This window comes from Pseudomonas sp. S3_E10, from assembly GCF_054667615.1.
This window is the reverse complement of record NZ_CP162743.1, coordinates 4,726,387-4,747,266: the sequence shown is the minus strand read 5'-3', so window position 1 is coordinate 4,747,266 and position 20,880 is coordinate 4,726,387. Positions and strand designations below refer to the sequence as shown.

The window sequence follows — 20,880 nt, the reverse complement described above, 5'->3', positions numbered from 1 at the left end:
CGCTCAAATAAGGGCCACCGCTTGCCCTCGGGTGGGAGAGCTGCCGCGTCGCCCCCAGAGTTCTTCGCGACCGTTGATCACCGCTACCGAGTGCCCGGCGCGATTGCACATGCCCAATTGCCCGGCCGCCAGTTCGCGCACGGAGACTCTTTTCATGTGCTTGCGCAACCCCAGCCGCAGGAACCCCTCGCCCGGCCCGGTCTCGTCTTCGCCGTTGTTCAAACTACGAACCGCCGCCTGATAACTGCTGCTGGCCGTACGGTCGTTATTCTCCATCTGGGCACGCTTGGCGCTGGCGGCAAACAGAAACCGCGCATCCTTGAGCATTTCCTGATCTGAACCGGTGAATTTCGCCGCCCGCGCACCTTCGGCCAATTCACGCTCCGTTAAATTGAGCCGAAAATCATCGCGCATGACGATATGGTACAAGTCGCCGGTCTTGCGCACTTCCTTGAAGATGTCCGTGGGGCTTTGACCGAATCGATACATCGCCGCTTTGATGGCCGAGACCGTCACACAGTTACCATCCGGGCCCTGGCGAAACCCACTCCAGATATTGTTCGGCTTTGCGCCATTGCGCTTATTCGACAAGGCCGGAAGATTCACGTCGGAAGTGGGCAGGGGTGCCACCTGCGCGGGTAACACTTTGGGGGTGATTTTGGCTGGCGACGGGGTTATAACCGACACTCTTGTATCGGGGATTATCCTGTTCTGCTTCCCGCCCAGCACGTTCATTAACCGGGTGAAAAAAGAAGCAAACAGAGAGGTCAATGTCTTGAACGATCCTGATGCTCGCCTTACACCGAATTTACTTTGCGAGAGGGCGCGTGGCCGAGCATAAAAGCGAGAAGACCGCCCTTCACCGGCAGGCATAATTTTTGGCGCTACTTCATCAATCGCACGCACGGGCTCAACGGCGACCAACCGACCCACCCTTACCATCTGCTGCATACTTTTAATTGAACAGCACGACATAAATCCCTCCATAAGCACGCACTTCTCCACACCTTTTAAACCGGGAGAAATGCATGCACTTAATTAACCACACTTAAAAGCCGGGGCTAACCTCAGCGTTATAAAGTTCGGCGCGAATTGAATCGCTAGTGCCTTGGACTGAATCGTTTATCAGTCGGGGGCGGGCTGGTCAGATCCGAGTCAGTCTCATCCGGGCTCGGATTGACAGCAGGTGCAGGCGTTGGGGTCACGCTTGGCAATTTGCCCAGGTCGGGTTGTACCGGCGGCTCATTGACATCCGGCTTTATTCGTAAATCGACCGGTTCCTGGCGTGCATCAGGCATTACGGTTCTGGCGGGAAACATATCGCGGATTATTTTGAATACCAGTTCCAGCATATCGAACAACCTCGCAAAGACCGATGCGTCGCGCATTACCTCACTGCGCGGAGCCCAGCTATTATCCTGCTGCAAAGGCGCGCAATGGACGTTGTTATGCGAAGCCGTGGATGCCGGATGCGCGGCTGTTTTCATGAGGGGGACGGCGGTTTGATCATTGGATGATGTATCAAGTTGGACGACAGGGCGATTACCAATCGATAAAGACATGAGCACGTTCCTTTGTTCGGTGTCATCTGGCGCGACAGCGGGCCAGAAAAAAGTTGATCGACTGAAAACAACAGCGTTGCTTTGCAGACGATACTTACGTGGACTGTGACGCTATCGAGTTCCAGAAAATGACACTTCATATAAGGAAATCAAAAAATCTCTCGACTTTTTTATCATGCCCCGCTTTAAACACCACGCGCCAAGCGACTTGGATGACACTTCAATCGACACACATAATAATAAACCGTCGAGTATGCAATTCACCGATATACATTCGCACACCACACCACTTCAGATTGTGATATTCCGCGCAGCGCGAGCCCGCTCATGCCAGCCAAGTCATTCTTTGCGCACCGATGCAATACAACAAATACGCTTACACACCGATCCATTATGAAACTTAAAACATATGAACTTTTCAGTTGTTTTCCAAAAGCCGCCAATACCCTGCGATGGGAGCGGATTCCCGGTGAGAGGCGCCCAGAAACGCAAAATGCTCCGCATCTTTCGATACGGAGCATTCATTTGTTACACCCAAAGCGCTACCGATAACTCACCGCAGCCCTCTCACGTCACTCAAGCGTTACCGCATGCCTCAGAGGCCGCGGCATGCTCCATCCCGAGCAAGCGGCTGACCCGCTCCAAGTCGACTTCCCGACGCATAGCGGTAAACAGCTCCACCGCTTCAGGGTAATTGCGCGTCAGCATCGCCAGCCACTGCTTCAAACGACCAGGCGCTTGTTTTTCGGTGAGTTGCGCTACCGACTGGCGCCAGAACGACTGGAGCATCGGCTGCATCTGCGCCCACGTCATCTCGATCACCTCTTCGCCTGCGCGTGCAGCGGCGATCTGCCGAGCCAGGTCCGGACGGGCCACCAGGCCGCGCCCGAGCATGATGTCTTCGGCGCCGCTGACCTCGCGGCAACGCCTCCAGTCTTCGACGCTCCAGATATCGCCATTGGCGAACACCGGCACCTTGACGACGTCCTGCACCCTCGGGATCCATTCCCAATGGGCCGGTGGCTTGTAGCCGTCGGTCTTGGTGCGCGCATGGACCACAATGTGCGCCGCGCCGCCTTCAGCCAAGGCCGTGGCGCACACCAGCGCGCCGTCCGGGCTGTCGAAGCCCAGGCGCATCTTGGCGGTCACTGGGATATGCGCCGGGACCGCGCGGCGTACGTGCTCGACGATCTGGTTGAGCAACTCCGGCTCCTTGAGCAACACCGCGCCGCCGCGCGACTTGTTCACGGTCTTGGCCGGGCAGCCGAAGTTCAGGTCGATCACTTGCGAACCCAGCTCACAGGCCAACGCGGCGTTTTCCGCCAGGCACACCGGGTCGGAGCCGAGCAATTGCACGCGCAAAGGCACGCCTGCGGCGGTATGGGCACCGCACAGCAACTCAGGAGCAAGTTTGTGGAAATAGGCGGGGGTGAGCAGGCGGTCGTTGACGCGAATGAATTCGGTCACGCACCAATCAATACCGCCCACGCGGGTCAACACGTCCCGCAGGATGTTGTCGACCAACCCCTCCATGGGCGCCAAAGCAATTTGCATGGAAAACACTCAACAAAAATCGTGGCGCAGTTTACTGGGTTTCCCGCAACAAACGTTAACCCCCGGTCAGGGCGGGGCCATACCCGTCGAGAAACTCGGAGGGCATGCGCTTGGGCTTGCCGCTGGACAGTTCGATGCAGACAAACGTGGTGTGTGCCCGCAGCAGGGTCGTGCCATCGCACGGGCGCATCAGTTGGAAGCGGCGGGTCATTTTCAGGCGCTGATCCCAATCGACGATCCAGGTGGCCAGTTGCAGTTCGTCGCCTTCATAGCCCGCCGCCAGGTAGTCGATCTCATGGCGCACCACGGCCATGGCGCGATCCAGGCGGCGATACTCGGTGAGGTCCAGCCCCAGCCGCTGGGAGTGGCGCCAGGCGCAACGCTCCAGCCAGGAAACGTACACCGCATTGTTGGCGTGCCCCAGGCCGTCAATGTCTTCAGCCGCTACCTGCAGATCAATGATAAACGGCGTTGCCAAATCCCAGCCCATGCCTTGCTCCCGGTCGATTAATGTCGGCGGCAGCAGTGTATCAGGCGCTCTGGCGCTGCTGTAGTCGACCGTCAGCCAGCAGCGCCAGCACGGCGTCGATCACCCGGGGGTCGGCCAGCACTTTCTGGTGACCGCCCTGCTCCAGGCGTAGCAGGCGGCTGTCGAACCAGGCATCGTGAATGGCTTGAGAGGCCCGGACCGGCACAAAGGTGTCGTCTTCGGCATGTACGATCAGGCCGGGGATGTTCATCTGATAGTGGGCCACGTCCAAGTGCTTGAGCGGCATGCCGAACGTGTGCTCCACCTCCTGGATAAACGCCGAACGCGCCCGCGGCGGCAAGCCAACCATGCGGGTGAAGCCGCGCAGCACATCCAGAAAGCGTGACGGCGCCGCAATACTGGCCAACACCTCGGTACGCAAACCGAGCTGCACCGCCAGCATCGCACTGGCACCGCCCATGGAATGGCCAATGACCGCATGCAGCGGTGGCAACTCGGCCGCCGCATCCAGCATGGCGCGGGCAAACAGCAGCACATGGGCTTCACGCCCCGGCGAACGACCGTGGGCGGGGCCGTCCAGGGCGATCACTGAATAGCCCGTGTCGACCAGCGCCGTGATCAGGCTGGCAAATTGCGTGGGGCGCCCTTCCCAGCCATGCATCAGCAACACCGTCGGCCCTTGCCCCCAACGCAGGGCCGACAAGCCAAAACGCAAGGTGATGCGCTCTGACTGGGCCAACAGCGGCAATTCCCAGTCACGCGGCGGCAGATCGCGCGGGGTCATGAAGGTGCGGCGCATCCGGTTGGCAACCATGTGCGGCGCCAGGCGGCCAACGGTGCCGTTGAAACTGCGAACCCAGGTCAATGCGCCCATGCTGCAAACCCTCTTCAGCGCACCGCCGACTTGGCCGCGCGTATCACCCGGTCCGACAACTCGCCCGGCCCCAGCGCCCGCGCCAGGGTCAGGCCACCCACCATCAAGGCCATGTCTGCCAAGGCCTTGTCGGTGTCTTCGGGGCTGCCCGCCAATTGTGCGGCCATTAACTCGACATGCTCGCTCAAGACCTCGCGAAAAGCCTCCGGCAAACGTCCCATCTCGCCAACCGTGGCCGGCAAGGGGCACGCCTGGGAGGTGGAGTCACGATGCTTGCGCGACAGGTAAAACGCCGCCACCAATGCACGGCGCTCTTCGCCGGTGATCTGTTCGTCCATGTCGTCGATGGAGGCGCGGCGCTGCGCCAGCAACTGGCTGAACGCCTCCAGCATCAGCGCGTCCTTGCTTTCGAAGTGCGCATAGAAGCCACCGACGGTCAGCCCCGCCGCCCCCATCACTTCGCCGACGCTCGGCTCGGCCGGGCCACGCTGGATCAACGCGGCGCTGGCGGCTTGAAGAATGCGTTCGCGGGTTTGTGCTTTTTTATCGCTCATCAAAGCCTCCGACTCTCATGGGGTGGATATTATTACCATAATAATATTAAGCAAGCGAACGCCATGACCACTGGTCAGAACACAGGAAAGGAGTCGAGAGGAAAATTGGCTAAACGCCAGACAAACAAAAGGGCCATTCAATAATTGAATGACCCTTAAAAATCCCGCAGAGCGGGTAATCGTGGCGTCCCCTAGGGGACTCGAACCCCTGTTACCGCCGTGAAAGGGCGGTGTCCTAGGCCACTAGACGAAGGGGACACAAACCTTCTATACAACGGATCAGGGCTGAGACCTGATCGATTCAAGGACGGTGTGGCCAGACCTTGAACCTGTAAATTGGTGGAGCTAAACGGGATCGAACCGTTGACCTCTTGCATGCCATGCAAGCGCTCTCCCAGCTGAGCTATAGCCCCGGATTTTTCGTCTCGCGACGCAGCAGACCTTTCGAACTGCTTGTTGAAACTGGCGTCCCCTAGGGGACTCGAACCCCTGTTACCGCCGTGAAAGGGCGGTGTCCTAGGCCACTAGACGAAGGGGACAAAACCTTCTGTACAACCGATCAGTGCTGAGTACTGATCAATTCAAGGACGGTGTGGCCAGACCTTGAACTTGTAAATTGGTGGAGCTAAACGGGATCGAACCGTTGACCTCTTGCATGCCATGCAAGCGCTCTCCCAGCTGAGCTATAGCCCCTCATCGGTGAGGACGGGGCGAATCTTAATGGCGGTTTGGAAGTGTGTCAAATTTATTTTCAACAATTTCCAAAGTTTTTTGCCGGGATAACAATCACTTACCGGCGAAACCCCGGAAAACCGGGGTTTCGCCGTTGCAACAGCCTGCTTAAGCGATAGCGCCCAGCAGCTTTTCCCACTCTTTGTTTTCTTTCTTCGACACACCACCAAGCAAATCAAGGGCTTGGCGCAGACGGAAACGCGTGAGGTCCGGGCCGAGGATTTCCATCGCATCGAGCACCGACACCGAACTGGCCTGCCCGGTGATCGCGGCAAACATCAGCGGCATGGCGTCGCGCAATTTCAGCTCCAGGGATTCCACCACCGCCTGGATCGTCGCGGTGATCGCGTCCTTCTCCCACTGGCGCAGGCTTTCGAGCTTCCACAGGATCAACTGCATCAACTGACGAACCTGATCGCCCGAGAGTTTCTTGGACTCGAATAACGTGGCATCCGGGTTCACGCCGCCGGCAAAGAAGAAACCGGCCAAGGGTGCAACCTGGCTGAACGTCTCCACCCTGCCCTGCACCAGCGGCGCGATCTTCATCATGTACTCAGGGTTCAACGCCCACTGCTGCACACGGCTGGCGAACTCTTGCACCGGCAAGTCACGCAGCCACTGGCCGTTGAGCCACGACAATTTCTCGATATCGAAGATCGGCCCGCCGAGGGACACGCGGGACAGGTCGAAATTGTCGACCATTTCCTGCAGCGAGAACTTTTCACGCTCGTCCGGCATCGACCAGCCCATGCGGCCCAGGTAGTTGAGCATGGCCTCAGGCATGAAGCCCATACGCTCGTAGAAGGTCACCGAGGTCGGGTTCTTGCGCTTGGACAGCTTGCTCTTGTCCGGGTTACGCAGCAACGGCATGTAGCACAACTGCGGCTGTTCCCAGCCGAAATATTCGTAGAGCAGGATCAGCTTAGGTGCCGAGGGCAGCCATTCTTCGCCGCGCAGTACGTGAGTGATGCCCATCAGGTGGTCGTCGACGACGTTGGCCAGGAAGTACGTCGGCAGGCCGTCGGTCTTCATCAGCACTTGCATGTCCATGCGGTCCCACGGGATCTCGACGTCGCCGCGCAGCATGTCCGGCACCACGCACACACCTTCGCTCGGCACCTTCATACGGATCACATGGGGCTCGCCGGCGGCCAGGCGGCGCGCCACTTCTTCCTTCGACAACAGCAGCGCACGACCGTCGTAGCGCGGGGTTTCGCCACGGGCCTGTTGCTCGGCGCGCATCTGATCGAGTTCTTCGGCGGTGCAGAAGCACGGGAACGCATGGCCCATGTCGACCAGTTGCTGGGTGTATTGCTTGTAGATATCGCTGCGCTCGCTCTGGCGATACGGGCCATGCGGGCCGCCGACGTCCGGGCCTTCGGCCCAGGTGATGCCCAGCCAGCGCAGGGCATCGAAGATCTGCTGTTCCGACTCGCGGGTGGAACGCAGTTGATCGGTGTCTTCGATCCGCAGGATGAACTCACCGCCGTGCTGCTTGGCAAAGCAGTAGTTGAACAAGGCGATGTAGGCAGTACCGACGTGGGGATCCCCAGTAGGCGATGGCGCGATGCGCGTGCGGACGGTGGTCATGGCGGGTCTCGAATGGGCAATAAAACTGAAAATTGAAACAAGAGGCGAATGGTAACAGCCTGGGGGATTTCTGGAAAACCGAGGCGCGGCCATCGGGGGCAAGCCCCCAGTCAAATGTGGGAGGGGGCTTGCCCCCGATGAGGCCAGTGGCATCACCGCCAATCAAACAGCCAGCAAGCGCTCGCGCAACTTGCCAATCTCATCGCGCGTCTGCGCCGCCGCTTCGAACTCCAGGTCCCGCGCCAACTGGTACATCTTCTCTTCCAGTTGACGAATGCGCTTGGTGATCTCACTCGGCGAGCGCAGTTCGTTCTCGTACTTGGCGCTTTCCTCGGCGGCCTTGGCCATGCCCTTGCGCTTCTTGCTGCGCGAGCCGGGCACGGTGGCCCCTTCCATGATGTCGGCGACGTCTTTGAACACACCCTTGGGGGTGATGCCGTTTTCCAGGTTGAACGCGATCTGCTTGTCGCGACGCCGCTGGGTCTCGCCGATCGCCCGCTCCATGGAGCCGGTAATGCGGTCCGCATAAAGAATCGCGCGACCATTGAGGTTACGCGCGGCGCGGCCGATGGTCTGGATCAGCGAGCGCTCGGAGCGCAGGAAGCCCTCCTTGTCGGCATCCAGGATCGCCACCAGCGACACCTCCGGCATGTCCAGGCCCTCACGCAGCAGGTTGATCCCCACCAGCACATCAAAAGTGCCCAGGCGCAGGTCGCGGATGATCTCCACGCGCTCCACGGTATCGATGTCCGAGTGCAGGTAGCGCACACGCACGCCGTGGTCGGCCAGGTAATCGGTCAAGTCTTCGGACATGCGCTTGGTCAGCGTGGTCACCAGCACACGTTCTTCCAGGGCCACGCGCTTGTTGATTTCCGAGAGCAGATCGTCGACCTGCGTCAGCGCCGGGCGGATCTCGATCTCAGGGTCCACCAGGCCGGTGGGGCGCACCAGTTGCTCGATCACGCGGCCGGCATGTTCGGCCTCGTAGTTGCCGGGCGTTGCCGAAACAAAGATGGTCTGCGGGCTGATGGCTTCCCATTCGTCGAAGCGCATCGGCCGGTTATCCAGCGCCGACGGCAGGCGGAAGCCGTACTCCACCAAGGTTTCCTTGCGCGAGCGGTCGCCCTTATACATCGCCCCCACTTGCGGCACGCTGACGTGGGATTCGTCGATCACCAGCAATGCGTCGTCCGGCAGGTAGTCGTAGAGCGTCGGCGGCGGCGCCCCCGAATCGCGACCCGAGAGGTAACGCGAGTAGTTTTCGATGCCGTTGCAGTAGCCCAGCTCAAGGATCATCTCCAGGTCAAAGCGGGTGCGCTGTTCCAGGCGCTGAGCCTCCACCAGCTTGTTGTTGGCGCGCAGGTACTCCAGGCGCTCGGCCAATTCAACCTTGATACCCTCGATAGCGCCCATCAGGGTTTCACGCGGCGTCACATAGTGGCTTTTCGGGTAGAAGGTAAAGCGCGGCAACTTGCGGATCACCTCGCCGGTCAACGGGTCGAAGGCCGAGAGGCTCTCGACTTCATCGTCGAACAGTTCAATGCGGATCGCTTCCAGGTCGGATTCGGCCGGGTAGATGTCGATCACATCACCGCGCACGCGGAACGTGGCGCGGGCAAAATCCATGTCGTTGCGGGTGTATTGCAGGCTGGTCAGACGGCGCAGCAATTCGCGCTGGTCGAGTTTGTCGCCGCGATCGACGTGCAGCACCATCTTCAAATAGGTTTCCGGGCTGCCCAGGCCGTAGATGCACGACACCGTGGTGACGATGATCGCGTCCTTGCGCTCCAGCAGCGCCTTGGTCGCCGACAGGCGCATCTGCTCGATATGGTCGTTGATCGACGCATCCTTCTCGATAAAGGTATCGGAGGACGGCACATAGGCTTCGGGCTGGTAGTAGTCGTAATAGGAGACGAAGTACTCCACCGCGTTGTTCGGGAAGAACGCCTTGAACTCGCCGTACAACTGCGCGGCGAGGGTCTTGTTCGGCGCCAGCACCAGCGTCGGGCGGTTGATCTGCGCGATCACATTGGCAATGCTGAAGGTCTTGCCTGAACCGGTCACCCCCAGCAACGTCTGGTGCGCCAGGCCGGCCTCGATGCCCTCGACCATCTGACGAATGGCTTCCGGCTGATCGCCGGCGGGTTCAAAGCGGGTGACGAGTTGGAAATCCGACATAACGTACCTCGTGAAGTCACCCCGGACTGTAGACCCGTCGGGGACGAAATAGACCACGACCCGCGAAGTTTCAGAGCGGGCAGTAGGAAAAAACCATGATAGCTGTAGAAGTGGAGACGAATGTGACGGGTTTCAAGGCAATCGCCCTACCCCGCGATCCTGGCGCAATGTTGCAATAAGACTGACGGTCAGCAAATAAACCGAAAAACTTGGCCGAAAAGCCATTTCGGTTGTCGCTCTCAGCCGTGATGGCCTCTATACTAGCTCCCCGTTTGTGCACCGCTCTAGTGCATTCGGCTGGAGCGCGACACGTCCCTCCCTTCCCCCATAGAGCTGCCGCAAAAATGAGCCTGTTCTCCGCTGTCGAAATGGCACCACGCGATCCTATCCTGGGCCTCAACGAAGCATTCAACGCCGATACACGAACCACCAAGGTCAACCTTGGCGTCGGCGTTTATTGCGACGAGGAGGGGAAGATTCCACTCTTGCGTGCCGTTGCCGAAGCGGAAGCCATTCGCGTGGCCCAACACGCCGCCCGTGGCTACTTGCCGATCGACGGCATCGCCGCGTACGACAAGGCGGTGCAAACCCTGCTGTTCGGCGGCGAGTCGCCATTGCTGCAAGCCGGCCGCGTGGTCACCGTGCAAGCTGTCGGCGGTACCGGCGCGCTGAAGCTCGGCGCGGACTTCCTCAAGCAACTGCTGCCTGACGCGGTCGTTGCCATCAGCGACCCAAGCTGGGAAAACCACCGCGCGCTGTTCGAAACCGCCGGCTTCCCGGTGCAGAACTACCGCTACTACGACGCAGCCTCCCACGATGTGAACCGTGCCGGCCTGCTCGAAGACCTCAACGCCCTGCCACCTAAGTCCATCGTGGTGCTGCATGCCTGCTGCCACAACCCGACCGGCGTCGACCTGAGCCCGGCCGACTGGCAAAACGTGCTGGACGTGGTCAAGGCCAAGGACCTCGTACCGTTCCTTGACATGGCCTACCAGGGCTTTGGTGATGGCATCCACGAAGACGCTGCTGCCGTGCGCCTGTTCGCGGAATCGGGCCTGACCTTCTTCGTCTCCAGCTCGTTCTCCAAATCGTTCTCGCTGTATGGCGAGCGTGTGGGCGCGCTGTCGATCGTCGGCGAGTCCAAGGAAGAAAGCGCGCGCATCCTGTCCCAGGTCAAGCGTGTGATCCGCACCAACTATTCCAACCCGCCGACCCATGGCGCAGCGATTGTGGCCGCGGTGCTCAACAACCCCGAGCTGCGCGCCCAGTGGGAAGCCGAACTGGCCGAGATGCGCCTGCGCATCCGTGGCATGCGCGAGCAGATGGTCGCCGCACTGGCCAAGGCCGCTCCAGGCCACGACTTCAGCTTCGTCGGCCGCCAGCGTGGGATGTTCTCCTACTCCGGCCTGACCGTTGAGCAAGTCACCCGCTTGCGCAGCGAGTTTGGCATCTATGCGCTGGACACCGGGCGTATCTGTGTGGCGGCGTTGAACCAGTCGAACATTGCCGCGGTCACACAGGCAATCGTTCAGGTTCTATAACCCTGACGGCGCTATACGAAGGGAAGCCGCGGCTTCCCTTTTTTAATGCCTGTCGGAAAACACCCTGCTCCCCTAGACTGCCCCTGATCGCCCCTTTGCTGTGAGAGCCCTATGAGAAACGACGACCTGGACCTGCGCGCCGACCGCGACGAACTGCACGACTACACCCCACGCGCCCCGCAAGCCAAACGCCAGAAAAGCCTGGTGCTGCAAGTGGCCCTGGGGGTGTTTCTCGGCGGATTGGCCTTATGGCTGGTGCAACTGGGCGCGACGGCAATCATGGCGAAGCTGGCCATGGGCTCCTTCCAGTTCGGCGGCTGATACACAACGAGATGTGGGAGATGGCTTGCCTACTCCCGCCTTCGATTCACGCCGCTACCAGCCCGCGCTCCTCCAATAACTTCACAAAGCTGTTCAAACTCTGCGACACCGTGCCGCGCCGCCAGATCAACCAGGTATTCAACAGGCGAAAGCTGTCGGCCAACGGCCATACACTCACCGCAGCCGACCCCGGCATGCTTTCCAACATACTGCGCGGCATCAGTGCCAAGCCGGCACCGGCGCTGACGCACGCGAGCATGCCGTGGTACGACTCGATCTCGAAGATCTTGCCCGGCACCGCGCCGTCCTGCGCAAACCAGCGCTCGAAGTGGTGTCGGTAAGAGCAGTTGGAACGGAACGTGTAAATGTTCTCGCCGTTGACCTCCCTGCCCCGCGTGATCGGCGCATGATGCAGCGGCGCAATCACCACCATCTCTTCCTCGAACACCGCCACGCCCTCCAGCGTCGAGTGCAACACCGGGCCGTCGACAAACGCCGCCGTCAACCGCCCCGACAACACGCCTTCGATCATCGTGCCCGAAGGCCCCGTGCTCAGGTCCAACTCGACCTTGGTGTGTTTCTGGTTATATGCCGCCAGCAACGCCGGAATACGCACCGCCGCCGTGCTCTCCAGCGAACCCAAGGCAAACGCGCCCTGGGGCTCCTCCCCCGCCACCGTGGCGCGGGCCTCTTGTACCAGGTCGAGAATACGCCGCACATAGCCGAGGAAATTCCACCCGGCCGGCGACAGGCGCAAACGGCTCTTTTCACGGATAAACAACTCCACGCCCAGGTCCTGCTCCAATTGCTTGATGCGCGTGGTGAGGTTCGACGGCACCCGATGAATCAACTGCGCGGCGGCGCTGATGCTGCCTTGCTCGGCAACCGCCTTGAAAATTTCCAGCTGCACCAGATCCAAATCATTCTCCAATCGTGAATGTATTGCTTAATATTATTCAGTTTCCAGAAAACATCCAGCCCCGTACGCTCACCACCATCCCAACGTACCTACAGGACGGTGCCATGAACGCGATTTCCTCCCAGACCCACGCCCTGTCGATCAACCCCGCCAACGGCGAAACGGTCGGCAGCTACCCGTACGAGACCGCCTCTCAATTGGACACAGCGCTCAACCGCGCCACGGGTGTCTTCCGCACCTGGCGCCGTACACCGGTGAGCCAACGCGCCGAACTGCTGCTGGGCCTGGCGACCGCGCTGCGCGGTCAAGCCGAAACCATGGCACAGATGATCACCCTGGAAATGGGCAAGCCCATTGCCCAGGCCCGTGCCGAAATCGAAAAATGCGCGCAACTGAGTGAATGGTACGCCGCCCAAGGCCCGGCCATGCTTGAGCCGGAGCCGACCCTGGTGGACAACGGCACTGCCCACATCGAATACCGCCCGCTGGGCCCGATCCTCGCCGTGATGCCGTGGAACTTCCCGGTATGGCAAGTACTGCGCGGCGCCGTGCCGACCCTGCTCGCCGGCAATACCTACGTGCTCAAACACGCGCCGAACGTGATGGGCAGCGCCTACCTGATCCAGCAAGCCTTCCAGAAAGCCGGTTTTATCGAAGGCCTGTTTGAAGTGATCAACGTGACCACCGAGGGTGTGTCCAGCGCCATCGCCGACCCGCGCATCGCTGCCGTCACCCTCACCGGCAGCGTGCGTGCCGGCATCGCCATCGGCTCCCAGGCGGGCGCGGCGCTGAAAAAATGCGTGCTGGAACTGGGCGGCTCCGACCCGTTCATCGTGCTCAACGATGCCGACCTCGACGCCGCCGTACAGGCCGCGCTGATTGGCCGCTTCCAAAACAGCGGCCAAGTTTGCGCCGCCGCCAAGCGCCTGATCATTGAGGCCGGTGTGGTCGAAGCCTTCACCGCCAAATTCGTCGAGGCCAGCCGCGCCATGGTGATGGGCGACCCGACCTCAGCCGACACCTACGTCGGCCCGATGGCCCGCTTCGACCTGCGGGACGAGTTGCACGGCCAGGTCCAGGCCACTCTGCAAGAAGGCGCCACATTGTTATTGGGCGGCAATAAAGTCGCAGGGGCCGGTAACTATTACGAACCGACCGTACTGGCAGACGTCACCGACCAGATGACCTCGTTCAAACAGGAGCTGTTCGGGCCGGTGGCCTCGATCATCACCGCCCGCGACGCTGACCACGCGGTGGCGCTGGCCAACGACAGCGAGTTCGGCCTCACCGCCAGCATCTTCACCACTGACGCGGCCAAGGCGCGGGATATTGCCAATCAGTTGGAAACCGGCGGGATCTTCGTCAACGCCTTCAGCGTCTCCGACCCACGCGTGGCGTTTGGTGGCGTGAAAAAGAGCGGGTTCGGCCGCGAGCTGTCGCACTTTGGTGTGCGCGAGTTCTGCAATGCACAGACGGTGTGGCGGGATCGCAAATAAAACAGGCAACACCCGTCAACTGTGGGAGCGGGCTTGCTCCCACCTTTGACCTGCGGTGCTTTTCGACCAATCGACCGTCACTTCCCCCACTGCTTTTGCAGCATGCCCTTACTTGCTTCCAGCCGTTGCTCGCGCAGTAAGCCAGTCGCATGCCCGAAGGGAAAGCAGCTGCGTCAAAGCGCCCACAGGCGGATCAAGGCAAACCCCAGGTCTACGTTGACGCAGTCACGCCCATCTACCCACTCATCCCCGCGAAGGCGTCGTCCGGTGTTGGTCTCGCGCTCACCTTTGGCAATCACCAGCACAAACAACCGGACCGGGCATTCGAATGAGCGCAACCGCTCAACATCAGCCCTCACTGACCAATTGCCCTCCAGGCACTTGGCTTGGGATATGTCGCCCAGACACTTGATTTCAGCAACCATGCTCGTTGAGCCACTGTCGTCCAGGGCATACAGGTCGGCTTTGCGCCGCTCGCCAATCGGCAAATCGGTCCAGAGGCTGATCTCATTCTTGAACCAGGCATACAAGCTGATTTCGGCCTGAATCCAGTGCTCGCGGCAACTGTTCAGTTGCAACACCTGTTCGAGTTTATCGCCCATTTCACGAAAGGCCCGCTCGAACAAAACAATCCATTGATCAGCATTCATGACTCACTCCCTGTGTATGACGTATCGAGGCTAGTGCTTGACTGGTGCATCCCAGCAATCCGGGTGGCGTGCGCAGACATCGTATTGGCGATCCATCAAGGCCATGCGGTTAATGTGGGCGTCCGTGGCCGCCCGGAACGACTGATTGCTGGTTGTGATATAGGCCGCGGTGCGGTCAGTCAGGCGTGCGTTTAACTGGCTGCGGGTGTGGGCATCCAGTGCCTGGGGCGCGGTGGCCATGGTTTGCAGTGTCACGTCGTTCAAACGACTCAACTCATCGCGGTAGGTGTTTACGTATTCGGCACGGGCCGCGTCATGCTGGTGGTTCAAGTCGTACTGCATGGCTTCCAGGTTCTGCTTGTAGAGCGCCCAATAGCCCTCGGGCAGCACGCCACCGTCTTGTTTACGCAATTTGGCAATGCGCGCGTCGTTATCCGGAGCCGGTTGGAGTACGGGCTTGCGCGCAGAAGTGACGACGGGGTCTTGATCAATGATCTGGTCGATCCAGCCCAGCCTTGAAGGGTTCGAGGGCAAAACCTGTCCTAACGGTTCAAGCGGCACTGGCGCAGCAGGTGGGGGTGACGACACTGACTGGGCGCAACCACCCAGCAGTAACAAGGTGCAAAGCCGGGTCAGGACAAGGACGTTGCGAAAAGACATAAGTTCTCCATGAACAAAGGCGAATCGAAAGGGCGCGGCAAATAATATCATTGAGCCATCACTGCGTATCACCCCATCGCCCAAGCATTCGCAGGGCGGTACAGCGCATCAATCCAGCATCCGGCTAAGCAGCCGGTGCCCATCTGCCGTCACCTCGACCATCGCCGACAACATCACGCCGTCGGCACCGTCCGTGGAGAGCAGGCTCCAAAAGTCCGGTGGCTGATACCTCACACCAACGGTGCCCGCCTTGGCGATCACATACACGTTGAGCACTTGCCCGGGTTGCATCAACGGGCTGTCACCCTCGACCTTGTAACCGAGCACTTGCGGCTTTTGTATGCGCGCCTGCCCCATGGCATAGCCCGCAAACTCACGCACCGCGACGGCATGGCCCGCGTCCAGTTCCTGTTGTATCGCCGCCCCCACATTGGCCAGCCGCTCGCCGCCCTGAACGTGGGCGACTCCGTTGGCCAGCGCACGGCGCGCAGTCATCAGCAATTGGCGTTGCGCCGGGGTGGCATTGGGTGTGGCAAACGTCCAGACCTGAGCAACATGGGCCTGCGCCGATGCCGCGATCAACTCCACTTTTACCAGCGCCGCGTCCGGGAACGGCACATCGGTGGGCGGCGCGGCGCTCACCTGGTTATTCACCGACACCGCCACCGCTGCCGGGTAGCCGCGATAACCGAACATCATCGGCAGCCAGCCGTGCTGTGCGTACTGGTCGAGTAAAAATTCCTGGACCGCAGTGCCGGTGCCGCCCTTGCGGATCAGCGGCGCGACCTTGCGCAACAGGTCACTGGCGATGGGCGCCAGTTTGGCTTCCTCGGCAAGAATGGTTGCGTCATCCAACTGGGCGATGGCGCGGGCCCTGTCGCCGATCGCGTCGGTGTAGCGGGCGAGCGCAGGGTCAGCGGCGTGTGCGCTCATGCAAAACAACAGTGGCACTATTCCCAGACGTATCAACATGGCCTTCCTTGGGTTGGTTATGGACGGACCCGAATTGTACCTCCACCCAGCGCCCAAGATGGACTACCATACCGCGCCGGTTCCCAAACGGGACTAATAGGGAATTCGAAACGCCGCACGCGGCGCCAATCGAAACTGCCCCCGCAACTGTAGATGCCGAGCCTGCTCCTTCATGCCACTGGACACCGTCCGGGAAGGCCGGAGCGAGGCGACGACGCATCAGTCAGGAGACCTGCCGGCCCAGCAACATCACTCACCGGCGGGGTGTCCGGGAAGGACATCCTCGCCTGCCCGAGCGGCAGCGTTCGAGGGCGTATTTCCGAGCCGTAACGCCCCTGCTGCACGTACGGTTCACACGGAGATTGCCCCATGCTGCCACGCGTTACCGCCCTGATCGCCGGGCTGGGCTTGTGTGCCCTGGCCCAAGCGGCGCCCACTCATTACCCGCTGGCGGTCGAAAACTGCGGCAGCACCGTGACCTTCCAGCACGCCCCCGAGCGCAGCGTGACCATCGGCCAGGCCGCCACCGAAATGCTCTACGCCCTGGGCGTGGGTGACAAAGTGGTCGGCACCTCGCTGTGGTTCAACAGCGTGTTGGCGCCGTTCAAGGCGCAGAACGACGGCATCGACCGCCTGGCCAACAACGAGCCGAGCTTTGAAGCGGTGATCGCCAAGCGCCCGCAACTGGTGGCGGCCGAGCTGGAATGGGTGGTCGGCGCGCAAGGGGTGGTGGGCACGCGCGAGCAGTTCCATGAATTGCAAATCCCCACCTACCTGCTGCCCTCCGACTGTGAAGGCAAAGACAACCTGGTCGGCGCCGACGGCACGCGGCTGGAGCCGTTCCGCATCGAGACGATCTACAAAAGCATCCACCAACTGGCGCAGATCTTCGACGTGCAGGATCGCGGCCAACAACTGAACGACGAACTCAAAGCGCGCCTGGCCAAATCCGTCGCCACCGCGCAAGGCAAGGGCTTGAAACACGCCAGCGCACTGGTCTGGTTCTCCAGCGCCGAGATGGCCAGCGACCCTTATGTGGCCGGGCACAAGGGCGTTCCCGAATTCATGTTGGAAACCCTCGGTTTGCACAACGTGGTGCAGTCCGATGAAGAGTGGCCCGCCGTCGGCTGGGAGACCCTCGCCAAAGCCAACCCGACCTTCCTGGTGATCGCCCGCATGGACCGCCGCCGCTACCCCGCCGACGACCATGAAAAGAAACTCGCCTTCCTGCGCAGCGACCCGGTCACGCGCAACATGGACGCGGTAAAAAACAACCGCATCATCATCCTCGATGCCCTGGCGCTGCAGGCAAGCCTGCGCACCTTTGATGGCCTTGAACAACTGGCCGCGGCCATCGACGGCTACAACCTGCCCAAATGATCCGTACCCTACTCGCCCTCGCGCTGCTGCTGGCCGCCGTCCTCGCCGGCGTGGCCATCGGCGAAACCGCCATCGAACCGCAGGTGGTGTTGCAGGTGCTCGCCAATAAACTGTGGAACGCCGGCTACCTGCTGGACCCCATCGACGAAGGCGTGGTGTGGAACTACCGCCTCACGCGCACCCTGGTCGCCGCCGCCTGCGGCGCCGGGCTGGCCACCTGCGGGGTGATTCTGCAATCGTTGTTGCGTAACCCGTTGGCCGACCCGTACTTGTTGGGCATCAGCGCCGGCGCCTCGACCGGCGCGGTGCTGGTGGCGTTGATGGGCGTGGGCGGCGGCTTGGTTTCGCTGTCGGCCGGCGCGTTTGTCGGGGCCATGGCGGCATTCGCCCTGGTGATTTTATTGGCGCGGGCCAGTGGCTCCATGAGCGGCACCGGGCAGATCATCCTCGCGGGCATCGCCGGCTCGCAGCTGTTCAATGCGCTCACCGCATTCCTGATCACCAAGTCCGCCAGCTCGGAACAGGCGCGCGGCATCCTGTTCTGGCTGCTCGGCAACCTCAGCGGCGTGCGCTGGCCGTCGGTGTGGCTGGCGGTGCCGGTCGCCGTGGCGGGCTTGGCCGTGTGCCTGTGGCACCGGCGTGCGCTGGATGCGTTTACCTTCGGCAGCGACTCGGCGGCGTCCCTCGGCATTGCGGTGCGCCGCGTACAGTTTGTGCTGGTGGGCTGCGCCGCGCTGGTCACGGCGGTGATGGTGTCGATTGTCGGCTCCATTGGCTTTGTCGGCCTGGTGATCCCCCACGCCGTGCGCTTGTTGCTCGGCACCGGGCACTCGCGACTGCTGCCGGCCAGTGCGTTGGGCGGCGCCTTGTTCCTGATCGCGGCCGATGTGCTATCGCGCACCTTGATCAAGGGCCAGGTGATCCCGGTGGGCGTGGTCACGGCGCTGGTCGGCGCGCCGGTGTTTGCGCTGATCCTGATCGGCCGGAGGAATGCCCGATGACAGTGCTCAGTTGCACGGGCCTGGGCTTCAAGGTGCGCGAGGCCGAGTTGCTGCGCGAGATTCACCTGGAGGTAAACCTGGGTGAAACCTTGGGCATCGTCGGCCCGAACGGTTCCGGCAAATCCACCCTGCTCAAACTGCTGGCGGGCTTGCGTACGCCCGCCAGCGGCGAGGTGCGACTGGGCGGCCAACGCCTGGGCGACCTCTCGCGCCGCACCATCGCGCAACAGTTGGCGGTGGTGGAGCAGCAGGCCGACACCGACGACGCGATCCGCGTGTTCGACGCCGTGGCGCTGGGCCGCACACCCTGGCTGTCGGCGCTGAGCCCATGGTCACACGACCACGACACAATCGTGCGCCAGGCCCTGCACGACGTGGACGCCACCCATCTGAGCCAACGCGCCTGGCGCAGCCTCTCCGGCGGCGAGCGCCAACGCGTGCACATCGCCCGTGCCCTGGCGCAACGGCCACAGATTCTGTTGCTGGATGAGCCGACCAACCATCTGGATATCCAGCATCAACTGGCGATTTTGAAAGGTGTCCAGGCGCTGCCGGTGACGACATTGATTGCGCTGCACGATCTCAACCAGGCACTGACCTGTGATCGGTTGGCCGTGCTGGATCGCGGGCGATTGGTGGCGCTGGGCAAGCCGATGGATGTACTCACACCGCAACGCCTGCAGGACACGTTCGGCGTGCAGGGGCACTACCTGACGGACCCGTTTGATGGGGCGCAAATACTGCGGTTGCGCTCTAACTGAGCGACCATGCCGTCGGGCAGCAAAGATCAGCGCTGGGAAACCCACAACAAACAGCCCACCATGCGCCCGCCGACCGTCACGTCTGGCCAAACTTCACTAATGGCGGCCTGAAAAATGGGTGGATATGTGTGCTGAGAATCTGGGGATACCTGCCAAAGTGCTATAAGGACTTTCCGCCTGCCTAGCCTTTTAAATCATGCCGATCAGCCGTTGTGGCGAACGGCTTTATTGTTCGCCATTGATACGTTTCGTGATCCACCTTCGGCCATACCCCAACACCCCATCCGCCATCGCCACCGGAAAATGAATGAACCCGTGCGCCGACTCCGGCAGCAGATGGGCCTCGGCCTGCGGCCATCGTTCAGCAATGAGCAACGTGTCGTCCCTGAGCGGGTCCAACTCGCCCACGAACATCAACGCTGGCGGCATACCTTCAAAGTCGCCATACAACGGCGACAACGGCGGTTGCCTGCGCTGTTCATCACTTAATTCCGGCGTGAGCAAGCGCAACGCCTCGACCATCCCCGGCCCGTCCAGCAATAACGTGCTCGGCCCGGCCTGGCGCACGCTCGGTGTGCCAGTCAAATCGTAAACGCCGTAATACAACACCGCACCGCTTACCCGTTTGAGCAACTCTGGCCATTGTTTGAACACCAGCAACGTCGCCGCCGCCAGATGCCCGCCGGCCGATTCGCCGACGAAGACCACCGGCAAATGCGCAAACTCTTCCTCGGCGAGCAACCAATGCGCCGCCGCCAGGCAGTCCTCCAACAGCCCTTCAACCGGCGTATCCACCGCCAGCCGATAATCCACCGACACCACCGCCACGTCGCACGCATTGACCATGCCGAGGTTGAGGTCGTCGTCCATCTGCGCATTGCCGATCACCCAACCGCCGCCGTGAATATCCAGTACCACCCCCTTGGGCGGGCCGCTCGGGCGCAGGATGCGCACGGGCACGCCCGCCACCACTTTGCATTCGACCACGGGCGCCTGCTTGAACGTTTGGCTTGCACGCAACAGCGCCTGGATCAGACGCGGTGTGACGCGGTTGCGGATTTTAAAGCGCGGCATCCACGCGAGCTTTTGATTGAAGCGGCGCATTTGGGCCAGTTCAGCCTCGCTCGCAGGCCAGAGTTTGTGAGCCATCAGCGGTTATTGCGCAAGATCGAGAAATTCAGCGCCGCCGCCACGCACAGCCACGCCAGGTACGGGAACAGGATCAAGCCGGTGATCAGGTCCAGGCGCACCGCCAATACCACCATCGCCGCCACGGTGAGCCATAGCAGCACGATAACCACCATGCCGGCGAGCAGGCGATGGGCACCGAAGAACACCGGCGTCCACAAGGTGTTCAAGGCGATTTGTGCGGCCCACAGCGCCAACACCATTTCGCTGCCCGGTATCAGGCTCAGACGATAACCGGCCCAGGCCAGCAGCAGGTAGATGATGGTCCACGCGACCGGGAACAGCCAATTGGGCGGGGTGAAGCTGGGCTTGACCAGGGATTCGTACCAGGCGCCGGGCTTGAAGATAATGCCGGTGCTGGCGGCGGCGGCGCAGGCGAGCAGGAAGATGAAGAAGGTCATGGTCGGTCCTTGAGCTGGAGGGGTAGAAAGCAACGCTATGCTTGAGTGACTCGAAC

General features: G+C 61.3%; 20 protein-coding genes, 4 tRNA genes and 1 riboswitch. Of the genes, 6 read left to right on the top strand and 18 right to left on the bottom strand.

The features are described from left to right. Positions 1-3: 3 nt before the first annotated feature. The 12 genes from AB4N98_RS21770 to uvrB all read right to left on the bottom strand — a co-directional run bounded on the left by AB4N98_RS21770 (position 4) and on the right by uvrB (position 9,534). Positions 4-975: a hypothetical protein gene (locus AB4N98_RS21770; protein ID WP_223494558.1), complete on the bottom strand. Its 972-nt coding sequence runs from the start codon at positions 973-975 to the stop codon at positions 4-6. 125 nt (positions 976-1,100) lie between these two features. Continuing rightward, complete coding sequence (locus AB4N98_RS21765) at positions 1,101-1,562, bottom strand: hypothetical protein (protein WP_460148910.1); 462 nt, start codon at positions 1,560-1,562, stop codon at positions 1,101-1,103. Between the two features lie 576 nt (positions 1,563-2,138). Next, positions 2,139-3,116 (bottom strand): tRNA dihydrouridine synthase, encoded by a 978-nt coding sequence (locus tag AB4N98_RS21760; protein ID WP_017530679.1) that lies wholly within the window; start codon positions 3,114-3,116, stop codon positions 2,139-2,141. 55 nt (positions 3,117-3,171) lie between these two features. Beyond that, positions 3,172-3,606 carry an acyl-CoA thioesterase gene (locus tag AB4N98_RS21755; RefSeq protein ID WP_017530680.1) on the bottom strand — a complete coding sequence of 145 codons (435 nt, stop codon included), beginning with the start codon at positions 3,604-3,606 and terminating at the stop codon, positions 3,172-3,174. A gap of 40 nt (positions 3,607-3,646) precedes the next feature. After that, complete coding sequence (locus AB4N98_RS21750; RefSeq protein ID WP_135196132.1) at positions 3,647-4,480, bottom strand: alpha/beta hydrolase; 834 nt, start codon at positions 4,478-4,480, stop codon at positions 3,647-3,649. Positions 4,481-4,494: 14 nt separating this feature from the next. Further along, on the bottom strand, positions 4,495-5,034 hold the full coding sequence (locus AB4N98_RS21745) for a TetR/AcrR family transcriptional regulator (protein WP_017530682.1): 540 nt from the start codon (positions 5,032-5,034) through the stop codon (positions 4,495-4,497). 182 nt (positions 5,035-5,216) lie between these two features. Then, positions 5,217-5,292, bottom strand: a tRNA-Glu gene (locus AB4N98_RS21740). Positions 5,293-5,371: 79 nt separating this feature from the next. Next, positions 5,372-5,447: transfer RNA gene (locus AB4N98_RS21735), tRNA-Ala, on the bottom strand. 50 nt (positions 5,448-5,497) lie between these two features. Beyond that, positions 5,498-5,573 (bottom strand) — tRNA-Glu (locus tag AB4N98_RS21730). A gap of 78 nt (positions 5,574-5,651) precedes the next feature. After that, positions 5,652-5,727, bottom strand: a tRNA-Ala gene (locus AB4N98_RS21725). A gap of 147 nt (positions 5,728-5,874) precedes the next feature. Then, positions 5,875-7,356 carry a glutamate--tRNA ligase gene (gene gltX / locus AB4N98_RS21720; protein ID WP_017527824.1) on the bottom strand — a complete coding sequence of 494 codons (1,482 nt, stop codon included), beginning with the start codon at positions 7,354-7,356 and terminating at the stop codon, positions 5,875-5,877. A gap of 162 nt (positions 7,357-7,518) precedes the next feature. Beyond that, positions 7,519-9,534 carry an excinuclease ABC subunit UvrB gene (uvrB, locus tag AB4N98_RS21715; protein WP_017527823.1) on the bottom strand — a complete coding sequence of 672 codons (2,016 nt, stop codon included), beginning with the start codon at positions 9,532-9,534 and terminating at the stop codon, positions 7,519-7,521. A 344-nt stretch (positions 9,535-9,878) separates the two neighbouring features. On the opposite strand from uvrB, the gene AB4N98_RS21710 reads away from it, so the two are divergent. Together AB4N98_RS21710 and AB4N98_RS21705 are read left to right on the top strand one after the other, a co-directional pair. Then, a complete protein-coding gene (locus AB4N98_RS21710) occupies positions 9,879-11,075 on the top strand; it encodes an amino acid aminotransferase (RefSeq protein WP_068935554.1) in 1,197 nt (398 codons plus the stop codon). Between the two features lie 111 nt (positions 11,076-11,186). Then, on the top strand, positions 11,187-11,396 hold the full coding sequence (locus tag AB4N98_RS21705) for a hypothetical protein (protein WP_017527821.1): 210 nt from the start codon (positions 11,187-11,189) through the stop codon (positions 11,394-11,396). Positions 11,397-11,442: 46 nt separating this feature from the next. Here AB4N98_RS21705 and ptrR read toward each other — a convergent pair whose 3' ends face one another. Then, complete coding sequence (gene ptrR / locus AB4N98_RS21700) at positions 11,443-12,315, bottom strand: putrescine utilization regulator PtrR (RefSeq protein WP_017527820.1); 873 nt, start codon at positions 12,313-12,315, stop codon at positions 11,443-11,445. Between the two features lie 104 nt (positions 12,316-12,419). On the opposite strand from ptrR, the gene AB4N98_RS21695 reads away from it, so the two are divergent. Next, positions 12,420-13,811, top strand: a complete 1,392-nt coding sequence (locus AB4N98_RS21695; RefSeq protein ID WP_065877660.1) for an aldehyde dehydrogenase family protein — start codon at positions 12,420-12,422, stop codon at positions 13,809-13,811. A 173-nt stretch (positions 13,812-13,984) separates the two neighbouring features. On the opposite strand, the gene AB4N98_RS21690 is transcribed toward AB4N98_RS21695, so the two are convergent. The 3 genes from AB4N98_RS21690 to AB4N98_RS21680 all read right to left on the bottom strand — a co-directional run bounded on the left by AB4N98_RS21690 (position 13,985) and on the right by AB4N98_RS21680 (position 16,093). Next, positions 13,985-14,461, bottom strand: a complete 477-nt coding sequence (locus AB4N98_RS21690; protein ID WP_017527818.1) for a hypothetical protein — start codon at positions 14,459-14,461, stop codon at positions 13,985-13,987. Positions 14,462-14,491: 30 nt separating this feature from the next. Further along, on the bottom strand, positions 14,492-14,995 hold the full coding sequence (locus AB4N98_RS21685; protein ID WP_017527817.1) for a hypothetical protein: 504 nt from the start codon (positions 14,993-14,995) through the stop codon (positions 14,492-14,494). Between the two features lie 234 nt (positions 14,996-15,229). After that, on the bottom strand, positions 15,230-16,093 hold the full coding sequence (locus AB4N98_RS21680) for a M24 family metallopeptidase (RefSeq protein ID WP_223271395.1): 864 nt from the start codon (positions 16,091-16,093) through the stop codon (positions 15,230-15,232). A 60-nt stretch (positions 16,094-16,153) separates the two neighbouring features. Then, a riboswitch (cobalamin riboswitch) is annotated at positions 16,154-16,347 on the top strand. Between the two features lie 115 nt (positions 16,348-16,462). On the opposite strand from AB4N98_RS21680, the gene AB4N98_RS21675 reads away from it, so the two are divergent. Genes AB4N98_RS21675 through AB4N98_RS21665 form a run of 3 tightly spaced genes read left to right on the top strand, consistent with a single transcriptional unit; the run spans position 16,463 to position 19,235 of the window. Continuing rightward, the gene (locus AB4N98_RS21675; RefSeq protein WP_017527815.1) at positions 16,463-17,473 is read left to right on the top strand and encodes an ABC transporter substrate-binding protein; all 1,011 of its coding nucleotides are present in this window, start codon (positions 16,463-16,465) and stop codon (positions 17,471-17,473) included. Then, the gene (locus AB4N98_RS21670; RefSeq protein WP_065877662.1) at positions 17,470-18,474 is read left to right on the top strand and encodes a FecCD family ABC transporter permease; all 1,005 of its coding nucleotides are present in this window, start codon (positions 17,470-17,472) and stop codon (positions 18,472-18,474) included. Before AB4N98_RS21675 ends, AB4N98_RS21670 begins: the two co-directional genes overlap by 4 nt. Beyond that, positions 18,471-19,235 (top strand): ABC transporter ATP-binding protein, encoded by a 765-nt coding sequence (locus tag AB4N98_RS21665; RefSeq protein ID WP_116077710.1) that lies wholly within the window; start codon positions 18,471-18,473, stop codon positions 19,233-19,235. The genes AB4N98_RS21670 and AB4N98_RS21665 overlap by 4 nt, the downstream gene beginning before the upstream one ends. A 225-nt stretch (positions 19,236-19,460) precedes the next feature. Here AB4N98_RS21665 and AB4N98_RS21660 read toward each other — a convergent pair whose 3' ends face one another. Further along, positions 19,461-20,384, bottom strand: coding sequence for an alpha/beta hydrolase (locus AB4N98_RS21660; RefSeq protein WP_460148909.1), 924 nt, complete (start codon positions 20,382-20,384; stop codon positions 19,461-19,463). Further along, the gene (gene tspO, locus AB4N98_RS21655; protein ID WP_017527810.1) at positions 20,384-20,824 is read right to left on the bottom strand and encodes a tryptophan-rich sensory protein TspO; all 441 of its coding nucleotides are present in this window, start codon (positions 20,822-20,824) and stop codon (positions 20,384-20,386) included. Before tspO ends, AB4N98_RS21660 begins: the two co-directional genes overlap by 1 nt. Positions 20,825-20,880 lie beyond the last annotated feature (56 nt).